Below are 26117 nucleotides of genomic sequence, written 5' to 3'. Positions count from 1 at the left end.
TCGGCGAGGCGATTGCCTTGGAGGAGCGGGTGCTGGTCGATCGCGAGCGGTTGTCGGGCGCGGAGCACCCCGACACGCTGACGTCCCGGGCGAATCTGGCGGTCTCGTACTGGCAGGCGGGGCGGACGGCGGAGGCGATCGCTCTGCTGGAGCGGGTGGTGGCCGATCGCGAGCGACTGTCGGGCGCGGAGCACCCCGACACGCTCACGGCGCGGACGAACCTGGCCTCCTCGTACCGGCAGGCGGGGCGGACGGACGAGGCGATCGACATCGAGGAGCGGGTGCTGGCCGACCGCGAGCGGCTTTCGGGGCCGGAGCACCCCGCCACGCTGACGGTTCGGGCGAACCTGGCGGTCTCGTACCGGCAGGCGGGGCGGACCGGCGAGGCGATTGTGCTGCTGGGGTGGGTGGTAGCCGACTACCAGCGGTTGTCGGGCGTGGAACACCCCGACACGGTGGCGGTGACGAGTGTCCTGCGCAGGTGGCTCACGTGAGGGAACTCGCGGTGTGTGCCACATCCCCGGTGCTGCTTCGAGTTCGGATGGGTGCTCGGTCCCGGCCGCTCGAACGCGGTGGTCGTCGGACTATGCGTCCGCCGGGACGAAGAGCACCGGGGTGACGCTGTGGCGTAGGCAGTACGTGCCGGTGGGGCCGGGGATCGTGGGGCTCTCGATGCCGCTGGTGCCCAACACGAGCAACCGGGCGTTGCGGGCGCGGGCGACCAGGACCTCGCCCGCCGGACCGTGCAGCGGGGTGGCCACGATGCGCTCCGGCGGGATCGGGGCCCGGACCAGGCTTGCCAGGGCGCGTTCCAGCCGCTCGCGCGCCACGGACAGGGGGGCGTCGGGGCGGTCCAGGGTCGGGCGATCGGGGTCGGCGTCCGTCCAGGCCGTGACCACGTCCAGGGTCACGCCGAGTTCGGCGGCCTCGCGGGCGGCCCAACGCAGGGCGAGCGCGGATCCGAACGAGCCGTCGAGGCCCACCACGATCCGTCCCTCGGGCCGGGCCTTCGTGCTCTCGTCGGTGGGGACGGTCTCCGGCCGAGGGGGACGGCCGAGCGTGTCCCGGTCGAAGTGGGTACCGAGCGTTTCCATGTCGAACTCCGTTTCGTCCCGCGGCAGGTGGGCGGTGGTGGTCGTGATCGCACAGCGCACAGCGCACTGCGAATAGCGCACATCGCACGTCCCGTGTCCCGGGGCTTCGCGATCGCGAGGTTTCACCCGTCTCCAGGATGGAACGTCCGCGACCCCGGGCACAGGGCCGGTGGGAGTGGTGGGGGGGGGGGGGGGGGCGGGCCCCCCCGCCCGGGGGGGGGGGGGGCGGTGGACCGGGGGGGCGGCGCCGGAAGGTGACGCCCCGCCCCGGGGCCGTGGGGGGGGGGGTGGGGGGGGGGGGGGCCGCGGGCCCCCCCCCACCGGTACGGGTGGCCCTGTGCCGATCGACTCGGGGCGCGCCGAATGACGAGCACCCGGGTCACGGGGGATCTCGCCTCGGGTCAGCGGTCGCCGGGTGTGTCGGTCGTCCAGGTCCAGTCGCGGACCTCGGGCAGGTCCTCGCCGTGTTCGAGGATCCAGGCGCGGTGTCGGGTGCGGGCGTCGAGCATGCTCTGGCGTACGGTCGCGGCGCGGGTGCCCAGACCGGGGACGCGGTCGATGACGTCGATCACGCGTTGGTAGCGGTCCATGTCGTTGAGGACGACCATGTCGAACGGGGTGGTCGTGGTGCCGTATTCCTTGTATCCGCGTACGTGCAGGTGGTCGTGGTTGTGCCGGCGGTAGGCAAGCCGGTGGATCAGCCACGGGTAGCCGTGGTAGGCGAAGATCACCGGGACGTCGGTGCCGAACAGGGCGTCGTATTCGGCGTCCGGCATGCCGTGCGGGTGCTCGGTCTCGGGGGTCAGCCGCATCAGGTCGACCACGTTGACCACGCGCACCCGCAACCCGGGCAGGTGTCGGCGGATCAGGTCGACGGCGGCGAGGGTCTCCAGGGTGGGCACGTCGCCGGCGCAGGCCAGGACGACGTGCGGGTCGCCGTCGTCGTTGGAGGCCCACTCCCAGACGCCGGCGCCCCGGGCGCAGTGGAGGACGGCCTCGTCCATGGTGAGCCAGTCGGGGGTGGGCGTCTTGCCGGCCACGATCACGTTGACCAGGCCGCGGCTGCGCAGAGCGTGATCGCCGACGGAGAGCAGGCAGTTGGTGTCTGCCGGCAGGTAGACGCGGACGACCTCGGGGCGTTTGTTGATCACGTTGTCGACGAAGCCGGGGTCCTGGTGCGAGAAACCGTTCTGGTCCTGGCGCCACACGTGCGAGGTGAGCAGGTAGTTGAGCGACGCGATGGGCGGGCGCCAGTCGATCTCGCGGGAGGCGTGCAGCCATTTGGCGTGCTGGTTGAACATCGAGGAGACGATGTGGGTGAACGCCTCGTAGCAGGAGAACACGCCGTGGCGGCCGGTGAGCAGATAGCCCTCCAGCATGCCCTGGCAGGTGTGTTCGGACAGGATCTCCACGACCCGCCCGTCCGGGGCCAGGTGGGTGTCCAGGTCGGTGATCGGCTCCTGCCACGCCTTGGCGGTCGCCCGGTAGACCGCGCCGAGCCGGTTGGATTCGGTCTCGTCCGGGCCGAACAGACGAAAGTCGCGGCGGGTCGCGGTGCGGGCGAAGACCTCGCGCAGGTATTCGCCGAGGGCCCGGGTGGGTTCGGACGAGGACGCGCCGGGTTCGACCACCTTGACCGCGAAGGTGTTCGGATCGGGCAGTGGCAGGTCCCGCAGCACGGTGCCCCCGTTGGCCTCGGGCACCGCGCCCAGCCGCGTCTCGCCGGTGGGTACGTTGGCGAGCACGATCGGGGTGGGCCGGCCGTCCCGGTCGAAGAGTTCGTCCGGGCGGTAGGAGCGCAGCCACCTCTCCAGCAGGGCCAGGTGCTCCGGGTTCTCCCGTACGCCCGCCAGCGGGACCTGGTGCGAGCGCCACGTGCCCTCGACGGGCGTGTCGTCCACGGTGTGCGGTCCGGTCCAGCCCTTGGGGGTGCGCAGCACGATCATCGGCCATCGGGGTCGGCCCTGTCCGCTCGCCTTGAACGCCTCGATCCCGTCGAGCGCCTCGTCCAGCGCGGCGGCGAACGCGGCGTGCACGCGTGCCGGTTCGTCGCCCTCGACGTGGATCGGGCGCCATCCGTAGCCGGTCAGCAGCGCGTCCAACTCGGTGCGCGGCATCCGGGCGAGCAGGGTCGGGTTGGCGATCTTCCAGCCGTTGAGGTGCAGGATCGGCAACACCGCGCCGTCGGTGCGCGGGCTGAGGAACTTGGTGCCGTGCCAGGACGCGGCGAGTGGCCCGGTCTCGGCCTCGCCGTCGCCGATCACGCACGCGACCACCAGGTTCGGGTTGTCGAAGGCGGCGCCGAACGCGTGCGAGAGGCTGTAGCCGAGTTCGCCGCCCTCGTGGATGGAGCCGGGCACGCCGGGGGCGATGTGGCTGGGTACCCCGCCGGGGTAGGAGAACTGGCGGAACAGCGTGGTCATTCCGGCCGCGTCGCGGGGGACGTTCGGGTAGCGCTCGCTGTAGGTGCCGTCCAGCCAGGACGCGGCGAGCGCGGACGGGCCGCCGTGCCCCGGACCGGTGACGTGCAGGGCGTGGGTGCCGCGTTCGCGGATCACCCGGTTCAGGTGCGCGTAGATCAGATTCAGGCCGGGGGAGGTGCCCCAGTGCCCGAGCAGTCGCGGCTTGATGTGCTCGGGCCGCAACGGTTCGCTCAGCAACGCGTTGCCGCCCAGGTAGATCTGCCCCACCGCCAGGTAGTTCGCCGCCCGCCACCAGGCGTCGACCGTCGTCAGGTCCGATCCCTCGGGAATCGCCGTCGTCATCGAACTTCCTCTCCTGTAGCGCCGGAACTCCGCTCGTTCCCACGCTCGCGCCCGCCACGCACCCGGTGAAGGGCCGAACGGCCCTACGGGACCGGGCCGATGCGGCCCCGGCGCGACGCGCCGATCGCCTGGCGAATGCGGGCCGGCGGGTGGCCCCGGGCTCAGAAGGGAAATTCGAAGTGGCTTGCGCCGCCGAAGCAGTGGGTCGCGTGGTGGTGCATGCGGCGGAAGTAGCGGGGGTCGTCCATCAGGCCGGTGTAGGACTCGTATTCGTGCTCGATCAGACCCGCGGTGTTGCCGAGGTAGACATCGAAACCCGGGTACATCAGGCCGACGAAGGGCAGGTCGTCGACGTCGACGGCGAGCACCGGGTACTCGCCTTCCCGGTCGGGCTCGGTGACGGCCAGGATGCGGCGGGAGTCCGAGCCGCCGGGCAGGAGGAAGCACTCGGGGAAGCGGTCGGCGACGGGCGTGAACATCTCGCCCCACATCTCGCCCAGTTCGTCGGCGACCAACTCGTCGAGGCTGCGCGGCGTGAGGCTGCCGTCGTCGGCCATCCAGTCGTACCGGTCGAGCAGGGACGTGTCGTACGCGAGCCAGGCCCGCAGGCTCGGCGACAGCGGGCGGCCGGACGGCAGCACCACCTCGGCCGACGCGTGGGCGGGCAACGGCCGGGCCACGCCGTCGGTCACCCACGGGACGTCCGCGTACGACAGCGCGGAGGCCCCGGGGTCCCGCCGGACCACCTCCAGGACCCGCTCGACCAAAGCCACTCCATGCACGGCGTCGCCCGTGCCATCAGTCAACATGGCCGGGACGGTAACAGCCGACTCCGACGCGAGGACGCCCGCATGCCGGCGCGCGACCGGGCTCGGGCGGCACGCGGATATCCGGTCGCGCGGGAGGCTGGTCGCACTCGGGGCGGCGGGTCCGTGATGCGATGCGTGGAGCCGACGATCCGGGCGGCGTACCGTCCGGAGCTCACACCCCGAAGACTCCGTCGATGCGTTCGCGGATCAGGTCGGCATGGCCGTTGTGACGCGCGTACTCCTCGATCAGGTGGACCATGATCCAGCGCAGCGAGACCCGTTCGTCACCCAGGACGAGGGCGTCCTGCTCGGACAGGCGGCCGGAGTCGTCCAACGCGGCGGCGGCGACGAGTTCGCGCCCGCGAGCGACCTCCGCCCGCCAGGCCGCCATGACCTCGTCGAGCCCTCGGTCCGGGTCGAGGGCGAAGCCGTCGTTGTTGCTCGCGCCGAAGATCGCGGGCACGTTCCGGCCGGCGAACACACGCTGGAACCAGTTGCGCTCCACCTCGGCCATGTGCTGGAGGAGACCCAGCAACGTCATCGACGAGGGCGCAGCCGAGGCCAGCCGTAATTGCTCATCCCGCAGGCCCGAGCACTTCAGGGCGAGAGTGGCGCGGTGGAAGTCGAGCCACGCTTCCAGCATGGCGCGTTCGCCGGCATGCACGGGCGGTATCCGGCGCCCATCCGGTGTCGTAGTCATGACCGCACCCTGACACATGGCGGCACGACCCACCCGGGACTTCGCCGGCGACGCACGCGCGCCCGCCGGGACACGCGCGCCGTCCGGCAGGAGGCGACCGGGCCGGTCGTGGTCGCCGGGGGCGTGGATCCGGGCCGCCTCCCCATAGGGTCGGCGGATGGCGAAGTATTTCGATGTGCACCCCGAGAACCCCCAGCCGCGCACGATCGGCAGCGTGGCCGACCTGATCCGCTCCGGATCACTCGTCGCGTACCCGACGGACTCCTGTTTCGCACTGGGATGTCAATTGGGCAACCGCGACGGCCTGAACCGGATCCGAACGATCCGCAACCTCGACGACCGGCATCACTTCACCCTGGTGTGCGAGAGCTTCGCTCAATTGGGCCGGTTCGTATACCTGGACAACGACGTGTTCCGAGCCATCAAGGCGTCGACGCCCGGTGCCTACACCTTCATCCTGCGCGCCACGTCAGAGGTGCCGAAGCAACTGTTGCATGCGAAGAAGAAGACGGTCGGCGTCCGGATTCCCGATCACGTCGTCACCCGGGCGCTGCTCGCCGAACTCGGCGAGCCGATCCTTTCCAGCACGCTGCTCCTGCCCGGCGAGGACGAACCGCTGACCCAGGGCTGGGAGATCAAGGAACGGCTGGAGCACGTGGTGGACGCCGTGGTGGACTCGGGCGATTGCGGCACCCAGCCGACCACGGTCATCGACTTCTCCGGCGACGAGGCCGAGATCGTACGTCGCGGAGCGGGCGACACGGCGCGGTTCGAGTAGCGGCCCGGTCTCGGGCGAAGACGTCGGCGCCCGGGTCGAGTGACCGACCCGGGCGGCCGGTGCGCCGATTCGTCAGAGGATCTCGATCGCGTCGACCCTCGGTGGCCGGTTCGGGAAGGAGATCTCGTGCCACCGCTCGATCTTGACCGAATCACCGTTGGCGTCGTAGTAGATCAAGTCGTTGTTTCCCGTGGAGATCTTGTCGACCCACCACCCGCCGAAGGAGGTTCTGCCGCGGTTCGCGTAGCAGTCCACGCTCTGGTCTCCGCCGTTGTGCGACCAGATCTTCAGGAAGTCCTCGCCACCACGACAGGGCACATGGTCGATGGCGAAGGCGGGGCTCGGCGGCACGACCAGGGTCAACGCGGCGGCCGCGGCCAACGCCACGGCCATCGAACGTGCGGCCCTCTTGGTTTTCGAGATCACGGGTCCTCCTCGGACGCAAAATTCCAACCAACGATGCTGGTGCATCGGGCAGGAAGCAGCCTGTCGGGTGCGGACCCCCCGGAACATCAGGTTCCGGGAACATTCACTCGAATGGCGGCGGGGCGGGGGCGCGACTCGGCCGCGTGCAGGGGTGGCCCCGATCAGGCGCCTGCGGAGCCGGTCGCCGGGGTCGCCGGGGCCGCAGGCGTGTCGGGGCGACCGCCGGGCCGGTCGACGAAGCCGCGTTCGACGACGGAGGAGAGGTTGAGAACGGTGCCTGCCGGCGCGTACACGGTGTCCGTGGTGGAGATTTCGCGCACGCCGGTGAACGCGGAGGTGGCCCGGTCGAGGATCCATTCCGCGCGGGAGCCCTGTACCTCGTCCCGCGCGACCGAGACCCCGGGGCGTCCCAGGGAGTCGACGGTGTCGTCGGCGACGGTCACTCCGGGCAGCAGGGCCGCCGCCCGGAACAGCGCGCCGACCACCGCGGGCGGCGCGGCGGCGTTCATGAGCAGGTCGCCGATCAGGGAGAACGTCTGCTGGTCGACGGGGTTTCCGCCGTGCTCGGGCGCGGCTTTGCGGAGCAGGCGCAGGAGTTCGGCCGGGTCGGTGGGCAGGGTCTGCATGAAGCGGTAGTCGGGCCGGTGCAGGTTCCCCGGCCCGGTGTGCTCCTCGCGGAATTCGGTCCCGCTGCCGCCGCGCTGGAGGTAGGTGCCCGTACCGTCGACCGGACGCCAATGCTCGGTGGTGCGGATCGGCGAATGCCGGAACGTCGGCGCCCGTTCGGGTCCACCCAGGACGGCGCTGTATCCGAGGGTCCGGACGTACTCGTATTGGCCGTCCCGGACCGGGAGTTGGCTTCCGGTCTCGGCGGTCACGGCGGCGCGGACCAAGAGCGCGCTCGCGGACCGCTGCTCGGCTCGGGAGACCTTCGTCCCGCTCGGATCGCCGCCGGCGACGCTCACGCCCGCGATGATCGCGGCGACGGTTGCGGCCGCCGCGACGGGCAGGGCCACGAGTTGCCACTTCCGGAGCGTGCGAGGCCGACGCGAGGGCGCGGTCGCCGAGGCTCGGCGGATCTCGTGCATCAGGTGTTGCTTCAGCAACAGGTGGCGGTCCGGGCGGAGTTCCGGGACGGCTGCCGGAGGGGCCAACGCCGCCGGTTCGGTGTCCGGGACCCCCGCTGTAGCGTGCCCGTGGTCGTGGCCGCCGCCCTCGGTTCGCGGATCGGTGTTCATCGTGCCCTCCCGGGTTGTTCGTTGTTCGGCCGGATCGCTGCGCTGCGGTCATCCATGAGCTGTCCTGTGGGCGAGGGCGGTTCCCGATTTCCCGTTGTTCGTTCGAGTTCCTCCGCCGCGTACTTCCTGAGTCGGTTGCGGGCGCGCGACAACCGGGACTTCAGGGTGCCGACCCGCAGGTCGAGTGCCTCGGCGGCCTCGGCGTATCCCAGCCCGGACCACACGACCAGCGCGATGGCTTCCCGGTCTCCTCGCCGCAGCCGCGCCAAGCCCGCGCGAGCCGCCGCGAGTTGCTGCGCGTGGTCGGCGCGATCGACGACCTCGTCGGCCAAATCGGGCACCGGGCCGCGCGGCGGCAGCCGATCCATCGCGGCGCGGTGCCGACGCGCCGAACGGGCGGTGTTGCGCAGGATGTTCGTGGCGATCCCGTACAACCAGGCACGCAGACCCTCGTCCGGGTCCCCCTCCTGCCGTGCCGGCGGCTCGGGATCGACGCGCTCGCGCAACCGCCACGCCTCCAGAAACGTCAGGGACACGACGTCCTCGGCACCGGCCGGATCCGCCGCCACGCGCAGCGCGTAGCGGTAGACGGCACGCGCATGATCGTCGAACAGGCCCGCGAAGGCGGCGGGGTCGCCGGCTCGGACACGGGCACGCAAGGACAACTCCATGACTGCTCCTGTCCGACCGGCCCCACCGGTTCCCGTGACCCCCGTCACATGCCCTGCTCCATTCCTGCGGGAGATTCGTTGTCGCCTCCGGTGGACGAAATGGGCGTCGCCGTGCTCCTGTTCCCGGCTGCGTACCGGTAACTCGAATTCGTGGGTCGGGCGGGCGGGCTTGTCGGGGAGTTGTGATTAGGTGCCGAATGGGAAGCGGAGTTTCGGATTCCTGCCACAGCTCTGCCGGCCGAAAACCGGAGGGTCGTCATATTCCGGCCCGAGTGGATCGTTTACTCTTTTCCGCGAATTTCTTCCGTCGTAACCGATCAAGGTGCGTTCTGCCCTATCGTCGGGTGTTCCCGGAACGTCCGGGATATCGAACGAACACGTCGATCGGATCGGTGTGAATTGAACAGCAAATTGCTTCGACTGTGGAATTGCACGACGATGGCGGATGTCCGGCGCAGGATCGCCGCGGGGGTGGGAGCCGTCGTACTGCTCGCGGCCGTCGTCCTCGCGGGCACCGCGACGGGCACGGCCGCCGCCGCGACGCAGGCGTCGTTAGCCGGGACTCAGGCGTCGTCCGCCGCGCGCGAGGGCGGGTGGACCTGTCCGGGGACGCCCGTGCCGACCGGGTACGTCATCACCGCGTTCGACCGCAACGGCTGCAACGGTCGGGGGGCGTGGTTACAGCAGCCCGTTCGTGACGGGATCTGGACCTGTTCGGGCTCGCCCATCGTGCCGGGGTACGTGATCGCCGCGTACGACCGCAACGGTTGCAGCGGGGTGGGCGCCTGGTTCCACCGACTCGCGCGTGACGGGATGTGGACCTGCTCGGGCTCGCCGATCGTGCCCGGCTACGTGGTCACCGGGTACGACCGCAACGGCTGCACCGGCATCGGCGCGTGGTACCACCAGCTCGTCCGCAACGGGATCTGGACCTGCCCCGGTTCGCCCATCCCGGCCGGCTACCGCAGCACCACCTACAACGCGACGGGTTGCAACGGACTCGGCGCCTGGTACACGATCCGCGCCTGAAAGTAGCCGCGGAACGCCGTCCGGCACTCGGGCGGCGCGTGCTTCGGCGCCGGGCCACGACCGGCCGGTGCCGAGGTACGCGCCGCCCGAGGGCGTGTCGCATTCCGAGACGGTCGGTGTGATGCGTATCGCTGCCTCGGCGTTTCGACTCGGACGTGCGCCATCATGACCGGATGGACGCTCGTTTCCTTGGTATCGCCGAGCTGGTCGAAACTCCCTCCGCGGCGGTCGTGATCGATGTGATGCGTGCTTTCACGGTGGCTGCCTGGGCCTTTGCCCAGGGGGCGGAAAAGATCGTTCTCGCCGAGTCGCCGGACGAAGCCCTGGCGCTCAAGGCTCGCCATCCGGAGTGGGTGGCGCTCAAGGACGGTCCGCCCGCGCCCGGGTTCGACACGGTCAACTCGCCGGGCCTGCTGCGCTCCCTCGACCTGGGCGGACGGACCGTTGTGCAGAAGACCACGGCGGGGACGGTCGGCGCCCTTGCGGTCAAGGAGGCGTCGCTGGTGTTGTGCGCCGGCTTCGTGGTGGCGGAGGCAACGGCTCGGCTGTTGCGGGAACACGGGTGTGAACGTGTCACGTTCGTGGTCACCGGTGAGGACGGGCGCGCCGACGAGGACCTGGCGTGCGCTCAATACATCGCCCGCAGGGCCACCGAGGCCGGGACGGACCCCGCCGACTTCCTCCGCCGCGCCGGCGAGTCGCGCGCCGCCGCCGAGCTGGCGCAGGGCGTGCGACAAGGAGTGCATCCCGACGACGTCGCACTCTGTCTCGAACTCGACCGCTTCCCCTTCGCCATGGTGGCAACCCCGGAGGACCAACTCATGGTCCTTCGCCCGTACACCGTGCCCACACCGACCGGCTGATCGCCGGTGAGGTGGGCCGAGGCCCGTGTGCGGGGCGACGGGTTCGCCGTCCTGCGCCTCGACTCCCGGCCGGCTGTCCGGCTGTGCGGCCGACCCCGACGGCTCGGCGGTGGTTCAGGACACGTGCGTTGTCGGGACGGGTTTCGTGGTGGGGGGTTTGTCGGTGGCGAGGGTGCCCAGAAGGCGTAGGGCGTCCTCGGTGGGGGTTCCGGGGGCGGCGGAGAGGACCAGGAGTTCCATGCCGGATTCGTCCGGTAGGGCGAAGTTTTCCTGGTGCAGTTCCAGGAGTCCGACCAGGGGGTGTCGGTAGGCCTTGCGTCCGTGGGTGCGGGCGCGGACGTCCGCGCGGGCCCAGAGGCGGCGGAAGCGCTCGCTGCCCATTGCGAGTTCGCCGATCAGCGAGGCCAGGCGCGGGTCGTCGGGGTACTTCCCGGCCGCCAGGCGCAGGTGCCCGACCACGTCGAGGGTGCAGATGTCCCAGTCGGCGTAGAGGCCGCGTTCGGCCTCTTCGAGGAAGATGTGCCGAGCGGTGTTCAGGCCCGGCATCTCCCGGCCGTAGAGGAGCCCGGCGAGGCGGTTCCCGGCGGCCACGTCCAGCCGGTGGTCCATGATCAGGGCGGGCGCGTCGGTGACCAGGTCGAGGATGCGCAGCAGTTCGGGCCGCAGGCGCCCGTTGGGCGACTTCGCGCGGCGGCGGCGCTGGCGGGCGAGCCGGTACAGGTGCCCGCGTTCGGTCTCGTCCAGGCCGAGGACTCGGGCGAGCGCGTCGAGGACCTGTTCGGAGGGCTGGGTGGCGCGGCCCTGCTCCAGGCGTACGTAGTAGTCGACGCTGACCCCGGACAGGTGGGCGACCTCTTCGCGGCGCAGCCCTTCGACGCGGCGGCGGCTGTCGGTGGGGATGCCGACGGCGGAAGGGTCGACCCGGGAGCGCCGGGTGCGCAGGAAACCCGCAAGATCGTCCATGCCCCCAGTATGGCTCCGGCGGCGCGAACGAAGGTGGCCCTGCGAATACCAGGAACTCCGGTCCGATGGAAGCGGCGCCCCTGAACGAAGCACGCGTGGCGGCCCAGGATTCATGGCGACACACCTCGTTGAGGCGACACACCTCGTTGAAGGGAACAGCCATGAAGGCGCTCATCGTCCACGCCCACCCCGAGCCGCGTTCGTTGAACGGTTCACTGAAGGACCTCGCCGTGTCCACCCTCGAAGCGGCCGGGCACGAAGTACGGGTGAGCGACCTGTACGCGATGAACTGGAAGGCCGTGGTGGACGCGGCGGACTTCGCCGAGCACGCCACGAACCCGCTTCAGGTGGTGCCGAGTTCGGGCCGGGCGTACCAGGCCGGTGCGCTGACGCCCGACGTGGTGGCCGAGCACGAGAAGCTGCTGTGGGCCGACACGGTGATCTTCCAGTTTCCGATGTGGTGGTACACGATGCCGGCGATCCTCAAGGGCTGGGTGGACCGGGTGTTCTCGTACCGCTTCGCCTACGGCGTCGGGGTGCACGACGAGACCCGGTACGGCGAGCGTTTCGGTGAGGGGACGCTGAAGGGGCGGCGGGCGATCCTCTCGGTCACCGTCGGGGGCCCGGAGTCCCACTACGGCGATCGTGGGATCAACGGCCCGATCGAGGACCTGCTGTTCCCGATCCACCACGGGATCCTGTACTACCCGGGCCTGGAGGTGCTGCCGCCGTTCGTGCTGTACGGCGCCGACCGGATCGCGGGCGGCGACTTCGAGGACGCCGCGAAGGCGTGGAAGGAACGGCTGCTGTCGCTGGAGGCGACCGAGCCGATCGCGTTCCGGCGGCAGAACTTCGGTGACTACGAGATCCCGTCGCTGCGGTTGAAAGAGGGCCTGGAAGCGCCGGGCCGCAGCGGTTTCGGCCTGCACGTGCGGGGTTGATCGCCGGCGCGGGACCGGACGGGGGCGGGCCGGCCCGTGTCGGTTCGTCGCGGTCCGGGGCGGCCGCGGTCGACCGCCCCGGTGGCGCGGGTTCAGCCTGCGGCGGCGCGGAGCAGGGATTGCGCCCGGGGCCAGGGGCCGAAGCCGGCGGCGGGGTTGAGGTGTCCGACCGGGCCGAGTTCCACCAACCGGCTGCCCCACGCGCGGGCCGACTCGGCGACCCGCTCGGCCGACGCCAGGGGGTCGTCGGAACTCGCCGCGACGATGCCAGTACGTCGTCCAGGGCCGCGACGCGCGCGGACCTGTGCTCCCTCGACCGCCGACAGCGCGGCCTGCTGCGCCCCACGAGCAGCGAAACGCTCCCCGCCGGCCCGGCGATCCTCGCGCCGGGGGACCGGCCGCTGCTCATCGCGCTCGGCGCCGACGGTCGGCTCGGCTACGGCGAACTCGCCGAGCTCACCGGCATGAGCGAGTCGACCGTGCGCCGCCGGCTGGGCCGGATGTTGCGCGAGGGCACCGTCGTGCCACGCTGCGAAATCGCGCAGAGCGTCTCCGGATTCCCCACCTTCGTGCACTACCTCGCCGACGTGCCCAGCACCGAACTCGCCCACGTGGGCGCCTCGATCGCCGCGGTCAACGAAGTCCGCATGTGCGCCGCGATCGCCGCCCGGCACGGCCTGCTGATCACCGCCTGGGTGCGCTCCCTGCCCGACACCCGACGGCTGGAGGCACACCTGGCCGAACGTTTCCCGCACCTGGTCGTCGAGGACCGCCGGCTGACCCTGGCCAACCCCAAGCGCATGGGCCACCTGCTGGACACCGAGGGCCGCAGCATCGACTTCGTCCCGATGGACATGTGGTCCTGAGCGGCCGCGCCGGCGCGTTCGGCGAGGGGCGGGTCGGGACGCGCTCGGCCGGCTCGGCGACGCGTTGTTCGGGAAAACCGGTCCTGCGGGGTCTTCGCGGGCGACACGATACGGGCACGACCACCGATCGGCCGTGTGGCCGAGCCCGGGAGTCGTGGACCGAACCGGCGGGAGCGCCCGCGGAGTTCGGGGTTCGCGTTCGTCCCGGCCGTCGAGCCGAGGCATCGGCGGGATTGCGCGGGCAGGCGGCCGTCCGCCCCGACAGGCGGTGAATGTTGCTCAACCCCGCGGCCCGAGGGCGCAACCGGTTGCCCCGGGCCGCCCGGCATGGGTGCACTGGACCCGTTCCCGCACAGCCGCGGCGTCGTCGACGCGCCAGGCGGGAGCGCTTTCGGTCCTCCCACCGCGAATCGGGGATCCCATGCTGTCCGCCCGACATACCCTGCTGCCACGATCGGCACGTATCGCCCTGGCCCGGGACGCCCGGCTCGGGGGTGGCAACCTCTGGCGTACCGCGCTGGAGTACAGCCGAGCCCCCGACGCGCCCCTGCTCGTGTCGGATCCGCCCCTCGTGGTCGAAGACGGGACCCTGCGGCGGGAGTTCGGCATCGCCGCACTCGACGCCCTCGCCGACGCGTGGTCGTGCCACTACCTCGACCGGGGCGTGCGACCGCGCGACCGGGTCGCCCTCTACATCGAGGACTCCTTCGAGGACCACCTGCACCTGGCCGCCCTCGCCCGGATCGGGGCCATCGCGGTCGTGCTCAACGGCCGGCTGCCGCCCGAGGCCGCGCTCGGTCTGCTGGAGCGGGCCGACCCGGTCGGTCTGTACACCGACCCCGCGCACCTGGAACTCCTGGGCGGGCGGCACCGGGCACTGCCCGGACTGCGCTGGACGCACACCCGCGCGGACGGGGCCGGGCCGGGCAACGCGCGACTGCCCGACCGGGCGCGATACCGGCACGCAGACAACGACCCGGTGTTCCTGTGCCACTCCTCGGGTACCACCGGCCGGCCCAAACTGGTCACCTGGACCCACCGGCAGAGCGTCGCGGGAACCCGGTTCCGGCTCGCCACCCAACCCGAACCCGAGGATTCGCTGCTGCTGTGCGCGGCTCCCCAGAGCCACGGGGCCGCGATCGCGATCACCTTCTTCGCGCTGGCGGCCGGTCTGCCGGTGGTCTCCTCGGCCGACCGCAGCGCCGCCGGCCTGGCCCGCGCCGCCGCCGCGCACCGGCCGACGACGATCTTCGCGTTCAACCACACCCTGGCCGAACTCGCCGTCTCCGACCCGGACCCGGCGTGCTTCGCGTCGGTGGCGGACTGGGTGAACGTCGGCGACTCCGCCCACGAGGCGCACGTGCGTCCCCTGGTGCGGATGGGCGGGCGCACCGTGGCGGGCCGGGCCGCGGCGGGCTCGGTCTTCAACGACATCCTCGGCTCGTCCGAGCTGGGCTGGGCGGCACTGCGTCGCTCCACCACACCCGACACACCGTCGTCCCCGCGCCACCTCGGCCGGCCCGGCTCGGCGATGAAGGTGGCGGTGCTGCGCGAGGACGGCAGCCACGCCGACGTGGGGGAGGTGGGCCTGCTCGGGGTCCGCGGCGAATCGGTGACCACCGGCTATTGGAACGACTCGGACACCTACCACCGCAGCTTCCTCGGCGGTTGGTTCCTCTCCGGGGACCTGGTGCGCCGGACCGCGGCGAACCACTACTTCCACGTCGACCGCGTCGTCGACACCATCCACACCGCGGGAGCGCCCGGTCACTCCGTCCTGATGGAGGAGGTGATCCTGCTCGCCCTGCCCGAGGCGGCCGACTGCGCGGTGGTGGGCGCGGGCGATCGCGGCGCGGAGGTGCCGGTGGCGGTGGTCCGGCCGCGGGAGGACGGCGCGGATCCGGCGACCCTCCTCGATCGGGCCAACACCGCGCTCGCCGCGGCCGGCCAGCCCGCCCTGGCCGCCCTGGAGATCGCCACCGCCGACACGGACCTGCCCGTCGGCGCGACCGGCAAGGTCCTCAAACGGCAACTGCGGGAGAAGTACCGCGACTTGCCCGGCCATCTCGCCACCGTATCAACGCAGTTCGTGGCGGCCGTCGACGAATCGGGCCGCCCGACACGGCAGGAGGAAGCCATGACTCGTCGAACCACCCCGGACGCCGCGGACGTGCGCGCGATCGTCGCTGCGGTCCTGGAGACGGAGGCCGAACGCATCACTCCCGACGCGGCCTTCCACGCGCACCTGGAGATGGACTCGCTCCAGAAGACCGAACTCGTCGCCCGGATCGAACGCGCCTTCGGGGTGCGGTTTCCGGCCGAGCAAGCGGCCGGGCTGGACTGCCTGGCCGATGTGCTCGCCGCGTTGATGCGGCACGGCGTCGACAACGACCCGAAGACCGAACGAGGAGACTCCCGATGAACCCCGTCGACCTGCTCCTGTTGCGGCACCTCGCGGCCGGCCGCGGCGCCCGGACGAGCGTCACCGACCGCACCGGCTCCCTGACCTATGCGGAACTGACCGACGCGGCACGCGAGTACGCCGGCGCACTGGCGGCCGGCGGAATCCGCCGGGGTTGCCGCGCGCTGGTGGTCACCGACGACACGGCGGACGCGATCGTCGCCGTCCTGGGCCTGTGGTGGTACGGGTGTGTGCCGGTCGTGCTCAACCCGATGCTCCGCGACGCCGAACTCGCCTTCATCGCCCGGGACTGCGCCGCCGAATACGCCGACCTCGACCTGCCGCGCGAGCGCCGCGACGAACTGGCCGCGGCCCTGGGCCCGCTCGGCTTCCGGCACGAACACCTGGACCAGGAAAGGGGGTTCGTCGATCCGGACGCACCGGCTAGGTTCGCCGAGGAAGCCGAGGTATTGGTGCAGTACACCTCGGGCAGCACCGGCCGGCCGCGCGGCGTCCGGCACTCGACGGGCGGCCTGCGCGCCGTATCGACCGGCTTCGGCGGCGTGCTCGCGCTGACCGAGTCGGACACCGTCCTGTCCACCGCCAAACTCTCCTTCGGCTACGGCTTCGGCAACTCGCTGCTGTTCCCCCTCGCGGCGGGCGCCCGCTCGGCGCTGCTCACCGGCCCGGTCGACGCGTTCACCGTGACCGCCGCGATCGACCGGTACCGGCCGACCGTGTTGTGCGCCGTGCCGAGGGTGTACGAATCCCTGTTGGCCGCGGTCGCCGACCGAGGAGCGAGACCGGACACCTCCTCCGTTCGCGTCGCGGTCGCCGCGGGCGAGCACCTGCCCGCCGACCTGGCCCGCCGGGCGACCGAGACCTTCGGATTCCCGCTGGTCAACGGCCTCGGAGCGACCGAGGTCCTGCACATCGTGCTGGCCACCGCGCCGGACGCCCCACCGCACGGATCCACCGGTCACCCGGTACCGGGCGTGACGGCGACCGTGCGGGACGACGACGGACGGTCGGTGCCGACCGGGACCCACGGCCGGCTGCACATCGCGTCCGCGTCCGCCGCGATCGGCTACCTCGACCGGCCCGAGGCCCAGGCGCGCACGTTCGCCGACGGCGGCGTCTACCCGGGGGACGTCGTGTACCGCACCCCCGAAGGGGACTTCCGGCACGTCTGCCGTACCGACGACCTGCTCAACATCGGTGGCCACAAGGTCGCGCCGGCGGAGATCGAGGCACTGCTGAAGGCGACCGAGGGCATCGCCGACTGCGCCGTCGTCGCCGACCGGGACCCGGCCGGCCTGCAACAGGCCGTCGCCTACGCCGTTTTGGTACCGGGCGCCGTGCCGGCGCAGGTCCGCCGGAGCGCCTTGCAGGCCATCCGCGACCGATTGCCGCCGCACCGGCGCCCCTCAAGGATCGAACTCATCGACGCGCTCCCGACCACCTCCACCGGCAAACTCGCCCGCTTCCGGCTGGGCGCCCCCGAGGAGGCCCGATGACCTGGGACATCGTCGGCATGGGTGCGGTCGCCTGCCTCGGGAACGAACCGGAGGCGATCCACCGGGCACTGTGTCGCGGCGAGAGCGGAGTCGCTCTGCTGCGGGCCTTCGACCGTGCCGCGTTCCGGGTGCAGAACGCGTACGAGATCGACGATCGCGCGGTTCCGGGCCGCGACGAGCCCGGCCGAGCCACCCGTTGGCTGCGCGCCGCGGTCGGCGGGGCGCTCGCGGACGCGGGACTGACCGAGGGGGGAGCGGGCGGCGTCGAACGCGGGGGCGACACCGAACGCGCGGGCGGCGGCGAACCGTTGCGGGGTGTGCCGGTCGGCGGGATCGCGGACGTCCCGGTGATCGTCGGAACCACCCTGCGCGAACTGCGCTCGGCGGAACTGTGGTGGCGCGACGGCACCGAACTCGAACCCGCCGACCTGCACTTCGCCCGGGCCATGCGCGAGGCGTTCGGCACCACCCGAACCGACACCGTGGCCGGCGCGTGTGCCGCGTCCCTGTACGCCCTCGGCATGGCCACCGACCTGATCACGCTCGGCCTGGCCGAGACCGTCGTGGTGGCCGGTACCGACTCGATCACCGAAAGCGCCTTCGGTGGACTCGACCGCGTGCAGCACCCGGCGCCGCACTCGATCCGCCCGTTCGATCGCGATCGCAAGGGCATGGTGATGGGCGAGGGCGCGGTGGCCGTCGTGCTGCGCCGCGCCGACACCCACCACCGCCCGGCGCTCGCCCGGCTGCGCGGCGTCGCGATGAACTGCGACGCCGCGCATCCGACGGTGCCCGACCCGGCGGGCGTGACGGCGGCCGTGCGCGAGGCGCACCGGCGCGCCGGGGTCCGGCCCGAGGACATCGACCTGGTCGTCGTGCACGGCAGCGGTACCCGACACAACGACGTGGTCGAATCCCGGGTCCTGGGCGAGGTGTTCGGGCGATCCGGATCCGGCCCGCTGATCACCTCGATCAAATCCGGGCTGGGACACACCTGCGGTGGCTCCGGCTTGATGAGCCTGGTCGTTGCCGTCTTGGCGCTGCGGTCCGGGGAACTCCCGCCGATCGCCGACCTGTACGACCCGATTCCCGAGGCCGGCAACCTGCGCCTGGTCGTGGGCGAACCGGCCGTCGGCAGCTTCGCCACCGCGCAGATCCACGCGATCGGCCTGGGCGGCATCAACGCCGTCGCCGTGGTGGGGAAGGCGCCGTGATGCCCACCGGAACGCCGCACGAGATGTCACCCGTGATCACCGGCTGTGGGCTCGCGGTCTCCGGCCTGCACGACGAATACGACCTGCTGGAACCGGCCGAGGCCGGGGTCGGGTCCCCGGCCGGAGCCGACCGCGACGGCGACGCCGCTCGCGCCGATGCCGGGATGCGGCACAAGGACCGGGCCTCCCGTCTGGCCCTGCACGCCGTGCGCCGGGCCCTGGCCGGCGCGGCGCTGCGCGACCCCGCGACCACCGCCGTCATCGTCAGCAGCAACTTCGGCAACCTCGACACCGTCTGCGACTTCACCGACACCATCGCCGCGGAGACCGTCACCGGCCTGAGCCCGATCCGGGTCCCGCACATGTCGAGCAACGTCACCGCCGGCTGGGTGGCGATGGCGCACGGCCTGCGCGGACCCAACATCACCCTGTGCAGCGGCACGACCGGCGGCCTGGACGCCGTGTTCTGGGCCGCGGCGCTGCTCGCCGCCGGCCGTGCCGAGGCCGCCGTCGTGGTCGGCGTCGAACCGGACACCGCGCCGGTGGCCCGGTTGCACCGCGAGCACGGCGGCGGGCGGTGGTTGGACGGCGCGGCCTGCCTGGTCGTCGAGCGGCCCGAAGACGCCCGCGCCCGCGGCGTGCGAGCGCGGGCCGTGATCGCCGGATACGGCCGAGCGGCCGGCCGCGCCGAAGCGGTCGGGCAGGCGACGAAGGTCTACGACGGCCCGCTCGGGCTGTGGGTGGCGCCCGGCCACCCCGCGTCGACGCTCGATCTGACCGCCCGACTGGGCCGGTGTTCCGGCGCGCTGGGCGTGCTGCAATGCGCGGCCGGGGCGGCCCGGTTCGACCGGTCGCAGGACGACTTCGTGCTGGCCGTCGCCGGCGACGACCACACCGGCGCGGCCGACGGCGAGGGTGATCCCGGTGGTGTGGCGGCCGTGCTGCTCGGCCGCCCCGGCTCCGGGCCCGGCGGGAGGTGGTCGGCATGACCCCCGGGGCCGACGAACACCGGGCCGTGCTGACCGGCCTGGGCGCCGTCTCCTGCCTGGGGGCCGGGGTCGGCGGGTACTGGAACGCGCTGCTCGCCGGTGGCGCCGCGCCGCGCGAGGTCGACTTGCCGCACCTGAACATGCGGGCCAGGCGGATGTATCGGGTGCCCGAGGCCGCCGTCCCCGAGCACCCGCGCCGGCATGCGGGCGTCCCGCTCGGCGCGGTGCCGCGAATGGCGGTGGCGGCTGCCCTCGAAGCGCTCGACGACGCCGGGATCGAGCACCGCGACCGCGCCGACGTGCCGGTGGTGCTGGGCTGCGAAATGGGCAACGCGAGTGTGCAGGAGGAACGACGCGGCGCCGACGGGGCCGGCCATCCGCAGTGGACACCGCTCGCGGTCGCCGCTGCGGCCGTGGGATCGGCCATCGGCTCGCGACGCGGCAACATCAGTGTGGGCAACGCCTGTTCGGCGAGCGGATACGCGCTCGGCATCGCCTCGGACCTGATCCGCTCGGGCGAGGCGTCCGTGGTCCTGGTCGGCGCCGCGGACGGGGTGACCCGGGTCGGCATGGGCGGCTTCGACCGGCTCGGCGCGGCCGACCCGCACAGTTGCCGCCCGTTCGCCCGGGACCGGGCCGGCACCGTGTTCGGTGACGGCGCGGCGATGGTGGTACTGGAATCGGCGGCGCACGCCCGACTTCGCGGTGTCCGTGCGTACGCCGAACTCGCCGGGGTGGCCTGGAGTTGCGACGCCCGACACCCGACCGCGCCCGATCCGGACGCGACCCAGCTCGTGCGCGCGATGCGCGAGGCCCTCGCCGACGCGGACTTGGCTCCGGACCGGGTGGGCTGCGTCCTGCCGCACGCGACCGGGACCCCGCTCAACGACGCGGTGGAGAGCCGTGCGCTGCGCCGGGTGTTCGGCCAAGTGACGGACCGGCTGCCGCTGTTCGCGCTCAAGGCGATGATCGGGCACACCTCCGCGGCGGCCGGGATCTTCGCCTGCCTGACCTCGGCGTTGATCCTGTCCCGAGCGCGGATCCCCGCGAACGCACCGGTGGAGCAGGACCCGGATTGCGAGGTGTGGCTGCCCCGGGAGGCCGCGCTGCGGCCGGCACGCCCGGCGGTGCTGGTGAACACCTGTGCCTTCGGCGGCAACAATTCGTCCTTCGTGCTCGCCGGGCGGGGGTGGCCGGCATGACCGCCCCGGCGCGGATGCGCGTCACCGGCCTGGGAGTGATCGCTCCCGGCGTGGACCGACCCGATCGGGCGCTCGGACCGCGATCCGCGCCCCAGCCCGGCTGGTTCGAGGTCGCCGCGGCCCTGCCCGGACGCGGCTATCGTCGGTTGCCCGCCGGCTGCCTCCACCTGCTCGCCGCGGCCAGGGCGGCTGTGATCGACAGCGGCCCTCGGTTCGCCGAGGTGCCCGCACACCGCCGAGCCGCGATCGTGGGAACCAACAACGCCGGGGCGGCCCTGATCGAGGAGTTCGACCGGACGATCATCGATCTCGGCGCCGCGGAACTGCCGCCCGGCCGCGTCCCGTACATGGCGACGAGCATGTTCGCGGCCCGATTGGCGCCCGAACACCTGCTGCGCGGCTTCGACCTCACCACCAACTCACCGGCCGTGGCGGGGCTGGACGCCCTCCAGAGCGCCGCACGCGCGCTCGCGGCGGGGCGCGCCTCGGTCGTCCTGGCCGGCGCGGTGGAGGAACCGCCCTCGGCCACACAGCGGTCCGGGGCCCGGTTCGCAGCGGCACCGGTCGACATCGGCGCCGCGGTCCTGGTGTGCGAGCCCGAGGAGGTGCCCGCGGGCGGTGCCGCGGGGTACGGCTATTGCTCGACGTACAGCGCGTTTGTTCCCGGCGCCGGCGCGGGCGCCGATCCCGACCGCGCGCGGGCCGTCCTCGCGGGGTTGTGGAGCCGACTCGCCGACGACGGCCCGCCGCGCCGGATCGATGCCGTGCTCGACGACTCCGCGCTCGGCGCGGCCGTTGCCGCCTGGTTGCCCGCATGCGCCCCCGACAGCGAGATCACGGCCGTCCCGGCGGCGATCGGCGGCGGTTGCCTGACGCCGGTGCGCCGTGTCGCCGGTCGGCTCGCCACCCCCGGCGGCCTCACCGATCGCGTCGCGGTCGTCGCCGCCTCCGCCCACGGCCACCTCTCGATCACCGACCTCACCCCGGCCGCCGCCGGCCCCGGGCACCGCATGCCGCCGGTCGACGACCGGACGACACCGGCCACCACGAAGGGACACCGATCATGACCAGGCCCACCCCCACCCGCGAGGAACTGCGCGACTTCTTCGTCGAGGAACTCGAACACGCCGACGAGATGGTCGCCTACGACAGCGAGTTCGCCGTCGACCTCGGCATCGACTCGCTCACCACGATGGAGCTGATGGTGCAGTTGGAGAAGCGCTACGGCGTCCGGCTCGCCGAGTCCGAATTCGCCGAACTCACCTCGGTGAACGCCGTACACGAATTCCTGTCGGCCCGACTCGGGGCGGCCTGAGCATGGCGGACACCCGGCGGCCGGTCGCGCTGGTGACCGGAGGATCGCGCGGCATCGGACGAGCCGTGGTGAACCGGCTGGCCGCGGACGGATTCGACGTCGCCTTCTGCTACCGCTCCCGGTCGGACGCCGCCGCGAAGGTGGTGGCCGAGGCGGGCGCGGCCGGCGCGACCGTGCTGGCCCATCGGGCCGACGTCTCGGCCGCACCCGAGGCCCGCGCCTTCGTCGCCGTCGCCGAGGCGCGACTGGGACCGCCGTCGACCCTGGTCACGTGTGCCGGCGTCGTTCGGGACCGGCCACTGGTGCGGATGTCCGACCACGATTGGGACGAGGTGATCCGCAACAATCTCGACGGGACCTACCACGTGTGCCGTGCCGCCGCCCTCGCGCTGATGCGGCACGGCGGCGGCTGCATCATCACCGTGTCCTCGGTCGCCGCCGCGCACGGCAGCGCCGGACAGAGCAACTACGCCGCGTCCAAGGCGGGCATCGTCGGCTTCACCACGTCGCTGTCCCGGGAACTCGGCCGCTTCGGGGTGCGCTCCAACGTGGTCGCCCCCGGCCTGATCGGCACCGACATGACGGCGGAACTACCGGCCGCGGCACGGGCGGCCATCATCGACCGGATCCCGCTGCGCCGACCGGGCAGCCCCGAGGAGGTCGCCGACCTGGTCTCCTTCCTCGCCTCCGACCGGGCCCGCTACATCAACGGACAGGTGATCGGCGTGGACGGCGGGCTGATCCTGTGAGCGCCCGCCCGACCTTCTTCGAGTGCCGCCCGGGAGCCAGGAGTTCGCCATGTACGACGTGATCGTGGTCGGTGCCCGCTGCGCGGGCGCGCCGACGGCCATGCTGTTCGCCCGCGCCGGATACCGGGTCCTGCTGGTGGAACGGGCCCGGTTCCCCCGGGACACGCTCTCCACCCTCTACATCCATCAGCCCGGAGTCGCGCTGCTCGACGCGTGGGGCCTGCTCGACCGCGTCACGGCCACCGGCTGTCCGCCGATCACGGCCGTGACGCACCGCCTGGGGGAGGTGACCCTGGCGGGAGCGCCGACGCCGATCGGGGGAATCGCTGCGGCCTACGCGCCGCGGCGACATCTGCTCGACCACATCCTCGCCGAGGCGGCGACCGCCGCCGGAGTGGAATTCCGCGAGCGCTGCCGGGTGACGGACGTGGTCTTCGACGGCGACCGAGCCGTCGGCGTGCGCTGGCGTGCCGGGACGAGCACCGGTACCGAGGCCGCCACGCTCGTCGTCGGCGCGGACGGCATGCGGTCCGTCGTGGCGGAATCGGTACGGGCCCCGGTGACCCGGGAGGACCCCGTGCTCAGTTGTGTCTACTACGGCTATTGGGAAGGGGTGCCCGCGAACGGATTCGAGGCGTACGCCGTGCGCGGACACTGGGTGGGCTGTGTCCCGACCAACGACGGGCGCACGCTGATCGGGGTCTATCGGCCGCAGGCCGCGTACGCGTCGCTGCGGGCCCGCCCCGAGGCCGGCTACCTCGACGGCCTCGCCGCGGCGGCGCCCGAACCGTACGAGCGGGCCCGCGCCGGCACCCGGGTGGAGCGGTTGTTCGGCTGCGGCGCGCAACTCAACTACTTCCGCCGCGCGTTCGGCCCGGGGTGGGCACTGGTCGGCGACGCCGGGCACCACAAGGACTCGATCACCGCGGACGGCATCACCGCGGCCTTTCGCCAGGCCGCCCTGCTCACCGCCTGTGTGGGCGCCGACCTGCACGACGAACCGCTGCTGCGGGCGGCATTGCGGCGCTTCGCCGGACATCGGGACCGGCTGCTCGCCGACCGCTACACCGACGCCCTCACGCTCGCGCGGCTGCGCCCCGACCGCGGGCAGCGCCTCCTGGCCACGATCGCGGACGATCCGGTGTCGACCCAGCGGTTCCTGGACCGGGCGGCGGGTCCCGCCGCGGAGCCGACGGAGGCATCGGTCCCGGACCCGACGGACGTCCCGGACCCGACCGACGTACTACAGGAGGGTGGGGTATGCGGATGACCACCGGATTCGGTATCGCCTTCCCCGGCCAGGGCACCAAGGCGGCGGTGCTCACCGCGGCCCTGCGCGCGCACCATCGGCACGCCCTCGTGGCCCGGCTGCTGGACACCTTCGACGCGGCCGACCCGGACGCCCTGGACCTGACCGACACCGCCGTCAACCAACCGGCCACCTGCGCCGTGGGCATCGCCGCCGTCGAGGCGGCCTTCGGGCCGGGCGTCCGGCCGCCCGCGGCGGTGGGACACAGCCTGGGCGAACTCACCGCCGCCGCGTGTGCCGGATTCGTGGACGTGCACGACGTGTTCGACCTGGCGGTGGCGCGCGGCGCGCTGTGCCGGGCGCAGCACCTTCGCCGGCCCGGTGCGATGGTCGCGGTGGTGGGCGCCGGACCGGCCGACATCGAGTGGCTCCGCCGCCGCGTGCTGGCCGAGAACGGTGGCATCCTGGAAATCGCCGGCCTCAACAGCGCACGCCAGGTCGTCCTGTCGGGCGATCCGGTCGCCGTCCGGGAGACGGTGCGATTGGCCGCCGAACTGTGCCTGCGCGCCGAGCCGTTGCCCATCGCCGGAGGCTTTCACAGTCCGCTCATGATGGACGCGGTCCCGCGCTGGCGCCGCCGACTGGAGGCGGTGCGGTTCCGCCCGGGCGGCGCACGGTTCGTCTCGGCGATCGACGCGCGAGCGCACACCGACCCCGACGAGATCCGCGAACGACTGGCCCAGGGGCTGGTACTCCCGGTCCGCTGGCACGAGGCGATGCACGCGGTCCGCGACCTGGGGGTCCCCGGGCTGATCGACGCGGGGCCCGGGGACACGCTGCTGCGACTCGGGCGCAGGGATCGGGCGACGCCGTTCGTCGGGATCGGGGAGGTGGCGGTGCGGTCGACGGCCGCGACACCCCTCGGCCACGACGACCGGACCGACCGCCGGCCCGATCCGCCGCCCTCGGATGCGTCGACGCGCCGCCGGTGCTCGGGAGGTGTCGGATGATCCGCGAAGACGGCCCCGGCGCGGCCCGAACCGGCCCGGTGCGGCGCGGCGCGGATCCGGGTGCGGACGCGTTGCTCGACCCGGACATCGCCCCGACGGCGTCCCCCGTGTCCGCGCCCGGGCCGGCCGGGTCCGATCGCCGCGTGCTGCTCACCGGCGCGACCGGCTTCCTCGGCGCCTTCCTCCTGCGCGAACTCCTGGACCGCACCGGCGCGGACGTGTGGTGCCTGGTCCGCGCCGACACGCCGCAGCACGCGCGACATCGCCTCCAACAGACGATGCGGCGCTATCTCCTGTGGGACACCGACACGGCCGCTCGGATCGTTCCGATCGCGGGCGACCTGACCCGACCCCGACTCGGCCTGACCGCGCGACAGTGGTCCAGACTCGCCGAGCGGGTCGACGTCGTCCAGCACAGCGGGGCCCGGGTCGGTCATGTGGCCCGCTACGAGTCGCTCCGCGATGCCAATGTGCTCGGCACGGCGGAGGTACTGCGGCTGGCCTGCGCGGACCACGTCAAGCCGGTGCACTTCGTCTCCACCGCCGCGCTGCCCACCGATCCCGCCGATCCCGCCGGAGAACCCCCTCGGCCCGGGACGGCGGGGGCCGGCTACGTGCTGAGCAAGTGGGTCGCGGAGCGCCTGGTGCACCAGGCCGGCGCGCGGGGCGTGCCGGTCGCCGTGTACCGCCCCGGGCGCATCGGCGGCCACTCGGTCACCGGCGCGTGCCAACTCGACGACGCCATCTGGAACTTCGTGCGCGCGGTCGTGCTGCTGGGAGCAGCCCCGGAGGTCACCGGCTCCCGGGTGTCCTTCATGCCGGTGGACCACGTGGCCCGCGCCATCGTGCGCGGGCAGGCCGCGGATGCGCCCGCCGGGCCGGTGCGACACCTGCTCGACCCCTCCGGGATGGCGCTGCGCGAATTGCTCGGGTACGTGGCGGAACGTTTTCCGGTCGGGTTGGTGCCGCCCGAGGTGTGGCTCACCCGCCTGTGGGACGCGCGGCACGGGTACGACGGTGCCCTGACCAGGGCGAGCCTGTTGCTGGCGTCCTACCGGGCCCTCCTGGACGGAACCGCGCAGCCGCCCGTCGGCAACGTCGGGGGCAGCCCGGGCGGGGCGGGCGGTGCCGACGTCGCATGCCCGCCGATGGACGGCGGATCGATCAACGCCCATCTCGACTACTTCGAGTCCGTGGGATTCCTGCCGTCCGCCGCCGCTCGATTCCCGGCATAATGGGCAACCAAATCTTCGGATACGGTCCGAGCGTCGATCCTTTGCGGCGGTGCCGGCCATTTCGGATGGGTCTGCACCCGCGCCATATTGTCG

Annotated in this window: 26 protein-coding genes; 17 read left to right on the top strand and 9 right to left on the bottom strand. The window is 72.6% G+C overall.

Annotated elements, in window-relative coordinates; genetic code table 11:
* Positions 1 to 494, top strand: a 494-nt coding sequence (locus ACFXMF_RS15950) for a tetratricopeptide repeat protein (RefSeq protein WP_380020667.1), incomplete at its 5' end; no start/stop codon positions are given.
* Between the two features lie 90 nt (positions 495 to 584).
* On the opposite strand, the gene ACFXMF_RS15945 is transcribed toward ACFXMF_RS15950, so the two are convergent.
* The 4 genes from ACFXMF_RS15945 to ACFXMF_RS15930 all read right to left on the bottom strand — a co-directional run bounded on the left by ACFXMF_RS15945 (position 585) and on the right by ACFXMF_RS15930 (position 5368).
* On the bottom strand, positions 585 to 1094 hold the full coding sequence (locus tag ACFXMF_RS15945; RefSeq protein WP_360306978.1) for a universal stress protein: 510 nt from the start codon (positions 1092 to 1094) through the stop codon (positions 585 to 587).
* Positions 1095 to 1495: 401 nt separating this feature from the next.
* Positions 1496 to 3859 carry a phosphoketolase family protein gene (locus tag ACFXMF_RS15940; protein WP_360306981.1) on the bottom strand — a complete coding sequence of 788 codons (2364 nt, stop codon included), beginning with the start codon at positions 3857 to 3859 and terminating at the stop codon, positions 1496 to 1498.
* Between the two features lie 161 nt (positions 3860 to 4020).
* On the bottom strand, positions 4021 to 4668 hold the full coding sequence (locus ACFXMF_RS15935; protein ID WP_379992619.1) for a hypothetical protein: 648 nt from the start codon (positions 4666 to 4668) through the stop codon (positions 4021 to 4023).
* 172 nt (positions 4669 to 4840) lie between these two features.
* Positions 4841 to 5368 carry a DinB family protein gene (locus ACFXMF_RS15930; RefSeq protein WP_360306987.1) on the bottom strand — a complete coding sequence of 176 codons (528 nt, stop codon included), beginning with the start codon at positions 5366 to 5368 and terminating at the stop codon, positions 4841 to 4843.
* Positions 5369 to 5525: 157 nt separating this feature from the next.
* On the opposite strand from ACFXMF_RS15930, the gene ACFXMF_RS15925 reads away from it, so the two are divergent.
* Positions 5526 to 6146 (top strand): L-threonylcarbamoyladenylate synthase, encoded by a 621-nt coding sequence (locus tag ACFXMF_RS15925; protein WP_360306990.1) that lies wholly within the window; start codon positions 5526 to 5528, stop codon positions 6144 to 6146.
* Positions 6147 to 6218: 72 nt separating this feature from the next.
* Here ACFXMF_RS15925 and ACFXMF_RS15920 read toward each other — a convergent pair whose 3' ends face one another.
* The 3 genes from ACFXMF_RS15920 to ACFXMF_RS15910 all read right to left on the bottom strand — a co-directional run bounded on the left by ACFXMF_RS15920 (position 6219) and on the right by ACFXMF_RS15910 (position 8481).
* On the bottom strand, positions 6219 to 6572 hold the full coding sequence (locus ACFXMF_RS15920; protein WP_360306993.1) for a beta/gamma crystallin domain-containing protein: 354 nt from the start codon (positions 6570 to 6572) through the stop codon (positions 6219 to 6221).
* A 161-nt stretch (positions 6573 to 6733) separates the two neighbouring features.
* Entirely contained in the window at positions 6734 to 7810 is a 1077-nt protein-coding gene (locus ACFXMF_RS15915; RefSeq protein ID WP_379992753.1) for a CU044_5270 family protein, read from the bottom strand.
* Positions 7807 to 8481 carry an RNA polymerase sigma factor gene (locus tag ACFXMF_RS15910; protein ID WP_379992754.1) on the bottom strand — a complete coding sequence of 225 codons (675 nt, stop codon included), beginning with the start codon at positions 8479 to 8481 and terminating at the stop codon, positions 7807 to 7809. Before ACFXMF_RS15910 ends, ACFXMF_RS15915 begins: the two co-directional genes overlap by 4 nt.
* A 438-nt stretch (positions 8482 to 8919) precedes the next feature.
* Here ACFXMF_RS15910 and ACFXMF_RS15905 point away from each other — a divergent pair, with 438 nt between their 5' ends.
* Together ACFXMF_RS15905 and ACFXMF_RS15900 are read left to right on the top strand one after the other, a co-directional pair.
* On the top strand, positions 8920 to 9510 hold the full coding sequence (locus ACFXMF_RS15905) for a hypothetical protein (RefSeq protein WP_379992755.1): 591 nt from the start codon (positions 8920 to 8922) through the stop codon (positions 9508 to 9510).
* 173 nt (positions 9511 to 9683) lie between these two features.
* Positions 9684 to 10373 (top strand): 2-phosphosulfolactate phosphatase, encoded by a 690-nt coding sequence (locus ACFXMF_RS15900; protein WP_360307005.1) that lies wholly within the window; start codon positions 9684 to 9686, stop codon positions 10371 to 10373.
* Positions 10374 to 10487: 114 nt separating this feature from the next.
* Here the strand turns inward: ACFXMF_RS15900 and ACFXMF_RS15895 are convergent, their stop codons facing one another.
* Positions 10488 to 11336 carry a helix-turn-helix transcriptional regulator gene (locus tag ACFXMF_RS15895; RefSeq protein WP_360307008.1) on the bottom strand — a complete coding sequence of 283 codons (849 nt, stop codon included), beginning with the start codon at positions 11334 to 11336 and terminating at the stop codon, positions 10488 to 10490.
* 161 nt (positions 11337 to 11497) lie between these two features.
* Between ACFXMF_RS15895 and ACFXMF_RS15890 the strand changes: the two genes are divergently transcribed.
* A complete protein-coding gene (locus tag ACFXMF_RS15890) occupies positions 11498 to 12277 on the top strand; it encodes an NAD(P)H-dependent oxidoreductase (protein WP_360307011.1) in 780 nt (259 codons plus the stop codon).
* A 92-nt stretch (positions 12278 to 12369) separates the two neighbouring features.
* On the opposite strand, the gene ACFXMF_RS15885 is transcribed toward ACFXMF_RS15890, so the two are convergent.
* On the bottom strand, positions 12370 to 12516 hold the full coding sequence (locus tag ACFXMF_RS15885; protein WP_380018043.1) for an alpha/beta hydrolase: 147 nt from the start codon (positions 12514 to 12516) through the stop codon (positions 12370 to 12372).
* Between the two features lie 63 nt (positions 12517 to 12579).
* Between ACFXMF_RS15885 and ACFXMF_RS15880 the strand changes: the two genes are divergently transcribed.
* The 12 genes from ACFXMF_RS15880 to ACFXMF_RS15825 all read left to right on the top strand — a co-directional run bounded on the left by ACFXMF_RS15880 (position 12580) and on the right by ACFXMF_RS15825 (position 26024).
* Complete coding sequence (locus ACFXMF_RS15880; RefSeq protein WP_380018042.1) at positions 12580 to 13143, top strand: Lrp/AsnC family transcriptional regulator; 564 nt, start codon at positions 12580 to 12582, stop codon at positions 13141 to 13143.
* Between the two features lie 421 nt (positions 13144 to 13564).
* Complete coding sequence (locus ACFXMF_RS15875) at positions 13565 to 15565, top strand: AMP-binding protein (protein WP_379992215.1); 2001 nt, start codon at positions 13565 to 13567, stop codon at positions 15563 to 15565.
* Positions 15562 to 17061 (top strand): AMP-binding protein, encoded by a 1500-nt coding sequence (locus ACFXMF_RS15870; protein WP_379992216.1) that lies wholly within the window; start codon positions 15562 to 15564, stop codon positions 17059 to 17061. Before ACFXMF_RS15875 ends, ACFXMF_RS15870 begins: the two co-directional genes overlap by 4 nt.
* Positions 17058 to 18275: a beta-ketoacyl-[acyl-carrier-protein] synthase family protein gene (locus ACFXMF_RS15865; protein WP_380020665.1), complete on the top strand. Its 1218-nt coding sequence runs from the start codon at positions 17058 to 17060 to the stop codon at positions 18273 to 18275. Before ACFXMF_RS15870 ends, ACFXMF_RS15865 begins: the two co-directional genes overlap by 4 nt.
* Positions 18275 to 19264 carry a beta-ketoacyl synthase N-terminal-like domain-containing protein gene (locus ACFXMF_RS15860; protein WP_379990878.1) on the top strand — a complete coding sequence of 330 codons (990 nt, stop codon included), beginning with the start codon at positions 18275 to 18277 and terminating at the stop codon, positions 19262 to 19264. The genes ACFXMF_RS15865 and ACFXMF_RS15860 overlap by 1 nt, the downstream gene beginning before the upstream one ends.
* Positions 19261 to 20466: a beta-ketoacyl-[acyl-carrier-protein] synthase family protein gene (locus ACFXMF_RS15855; protein WP_379990877.1), complete on the top strand. Its 1206-nt coding sequence runs from the start codon at positions 19261 to 19263 to the stop codon at positions 20464 to 20466. Before ACFXMF_RS15860 ends, ACFXMF_RS15855 begins: the two co-directional genes overlap by 4 nt.
* The gene (locus tag ACFXMF_RS15850; RefSeq protein ID WP_379990876.1) at positions 20463 to 21533 is read left to right on the top strand and encodes a beta-ketoacyl synthase N-terminal-like domain-containing protein; all 1071 of its coding nucleotides are present in this window, start codon (positions 20463 to 20465) and stop codon (positions 21531 to 21533) included. Before ACFXMF_RS15855 ends, ACFXMF_RS15850 begins: the two co-directional genes overlap by 4 nt.
* Positions 21530 to 21781 carry an acyl carrier protein gene (locus ACFXMF_RS15845; RefSeq protein ID WP_380020663.1) on the top strand — a complete coding sequence of 84 codons (252 nt, stop codon included), beginning with the start codon at positions 21530 to 21532 and terminating at the stop codon, positions 21779 to 21781. Before ACFXMF_RS15850 ends, ACFXMF_RS15845 begins: the two co-directional genes overlap by 4 nt.
* Before the next feature lie 2 nt (positions 21782 to 21783).
* Positions 21784 to 22530, top strand: a complete 747-nt coding sequence (fabG, locus tag ACFXMF_RS15840; RefSeq protein WP_360307044.1) for a 3-oxoacyl-ACP reductase FabG — start codon at positions 21784 to 21786, stop codon at positions 22528 to 22530.
* A 49-nt stretch (positions 22531 to 22579) separates the two neighbouring features.
* Positions 22580 to 23800, top strand: a complete 1221-nt coding sequence (locus tag ACFXMF_RS15835) for an NAD(P)/FAD-dependent oxidoreductase (RefSeq protein WP_379990874.1) — start codon at positions 22580 to 22582, stop codon at positions 23798 to 23800.
* Complete coding sequence (locus ACFXMF_RS15830) at positions 23797 to 24789, top strand: ACP S-malonyltransferase (protein ID WP_379990873.1); 993 nt, start codon at positions 23797 to 23799, stop codon at positions 24787 to 24789. The genes ACFXMF_RS15835 and ACFXMF_RS15830 overlap by 4 nt, the downstream gene beginning before the upstream one ends.
* Positions 24786 to 26024: a thioester reductase domain-containing protein gene (locus ACFXMF_RS15825; protein WP_379990872.1), complete on the top strand. Its 1239-nt coding sequence runs from the start codon at positions 24786 to 24788 to the stop codon at positions 26022 to 26024. Before ACFXMF_RS15830 ends, ACFXMF_RS15825 begins: the two co-directional genes overlap by 4 nt.
* Positions 26025 to 26117 lie beyond the last annotated feature (93 nt).

This window comes from Embleya sp. NPDC059213 (assembly GCF_042754445.1).
Classification (GTDB): Bacteria; Actinomycetota; Actinomycetes; order Streptomycetales; family Streptomycetaceae; genus Embleya.
The sequence above is the reverse complement of the archived record's forward strand: the minus strand, read 5'-3'. Positions and strand labels throughout refer to the sequence as shown.

What these genes read in the sequence shown, in the direction of transcription:
- ACFXMF_RS15830 (WP_379990873.1), top strand. Translation starts at nt 23,797, where the DNA reads ATGACCACCGGATTCGGTATCGCCTTCCCCGGCCAGGGCACCAAGGCG.
- ACFXMF_RS15940 (WP_360306981.1), bottom strand. Translation starts at nt 3,859, where the DNA reads ATGACGACGGCGATTCCCGAGGGATCGGACCTGACGACGGTCGACGCC.
- ACFXMF_RS15875 (WP_379992215.1), top strand. Translation starts at nt 13,565, where the DNA reads ATGCTGTCCGCCCGACATACCCTGCTGCCACGATCGGCACGTATCGCC.
- ACFXMF_RS15905 (WP_379992755.1), top strand. Translation starts at nt 8,920, where the DNA reads ATGGCGGATGTCCGGCGCAGGATCGCCGCGGGGGTGGGAGCCGTCGTA.
- ACFXMF_RS15845 (WP_380020663.1), top strand. Translation starts at nt 21,530, where the DNA reads ATGACCAGGCCCACCCCCACCCGCGAGGAACTGCGCGACTTCTTCGTC.
- ACFXMF_RS15865 (WP_380020665.1), top strand. Translation starts at nt 17,058, where the DNA reads ATGACCTGGGACATCGTCGGCATGGGTGCGGTCGCCTGCCTCGGGAAC.
- ACFXMF_RS15860 (WP_379990878.1), top strand. Translation starts at nt 18,275, where the DNA reads ATGCCCACCGGAACGCCGCACGAGATGTCACCCGTGATCACCGGCTGT.
- ACFXMF_RS15855 (WP_379990877.1), top strand. Translation starts at nt 19,261, where the DNA reads ATGACCCCCGGGGCCGACGAACACCGGGCCGTGCTGACCGGCCTGGGC.
- fabG (WP_360307044.1), top strand. Translation starts at nt 21,784, where the DNA reads ATGGCGGACACCCGGCGGCCGGTCGCGCTGGTGACCGGAGGATCGCGC.
- ACFXMF_RS15895 (WP_360307008.1), bottom strand. Translation starts at nt 11,336, where the DNA reads ATGGACGATCTTGCGGGTTTCCTGCGCACCCGGCGCTCCCGGGTCGAC.
- ACFXMF_RS15850 (WP_379990876.1), top strand. Translation starts at nt 20,463, where the DNA reads ATGACCGCCCCGGCGCGGATGCGCGTCACCGGCCTGGGAGTGATCGCT.
- ACFXMF_RS15930 (WP_360306987.1), bottom strand. Translation starts at nt 5,368, where the DNA reads ATGACTACGACACCGGATGGGCGCCGGATACCGCCCGTGCATGCCGGC.
- ACFXMF_RS15945 (WP_360306978.1), bottom strand. Translation starts at nt 1,094, where the DNA reads ATGGAAACGCTCGGTACCCACTTCGACCGGGACACGCTCGGCCGTCCC.
- ACFXMF_RS15890 (WP_360307011.1), top strand. Translation starts at nt 11,498, where the DNA reads ATGAAGGCGCTCATCGTCCACGCCCACCCCGAGCCGCGTTCGTTGAAC.
- ACFXMF_RS15935 (WP_379992619.1), bottom strand. Translation starts at nt 4,668, where the DNA reads ATGTTGACTGATGGCACGGGCGACGCCGTGCATGGAGTGGCTTTGGTC.
- ACFXMF_RS15870 (WP_379992216.1), top strand. Translation starts at nt 15,562, where the DNA reads ATGAACCCCGTCGACCTGCTCCTGTTGCGGCACCTCGCGGCCGGCCGC.
- ACFXMF_RS15825 (WP_379990872.1), top strand. Translation starts at nt 24,786, where the DNA reads ATGATCCGCGAAGACGGCCCCGGCGCGGCCCGAACCGGCCCGGTGCGG.
- ACFXMF_RS15925 (WP_360306990.1), top strand. Translation starts at nt 5,526, where the DNA reads ATGGCGAAGTATTTCGATGTGCACCCCGAGAACCCCCAGCCGCGCACG.
- ACFXMF_RS15835 (WP_379990874.1), top strand. Translation starts at nt 22,580, where the DNA reads ATGTACGACGTGATCGTGGTCGGTGCCCGCTGCGCGGGCGCGCCGACG.
- ACFXMF_RS15910 (WP_379992754.1), bottom strand. Translation starts at nt 8,481, where the DNA reads ATGGAGTTGTCCTTGCGTGCCCGTGTCCGAGCCGGCGACCCCGCCGCC.
- ACFXMF_RS15915 (WP_379992753.1), bottom strand. Translation starts at nt 7,810, where the DNA reads ATGAACACCGATCCGCGAACCGAGGGCGGCGGCCACGACCACGGGCAC.
- ACFXMF_RS15900 (WP_360307005.1), top strand. Translation starts at nt 9,684, where the DNA reads ATGGACGCTCGTTTCCTTGGTATCGCCGAGCTGGTCGAAACTCCCTCC.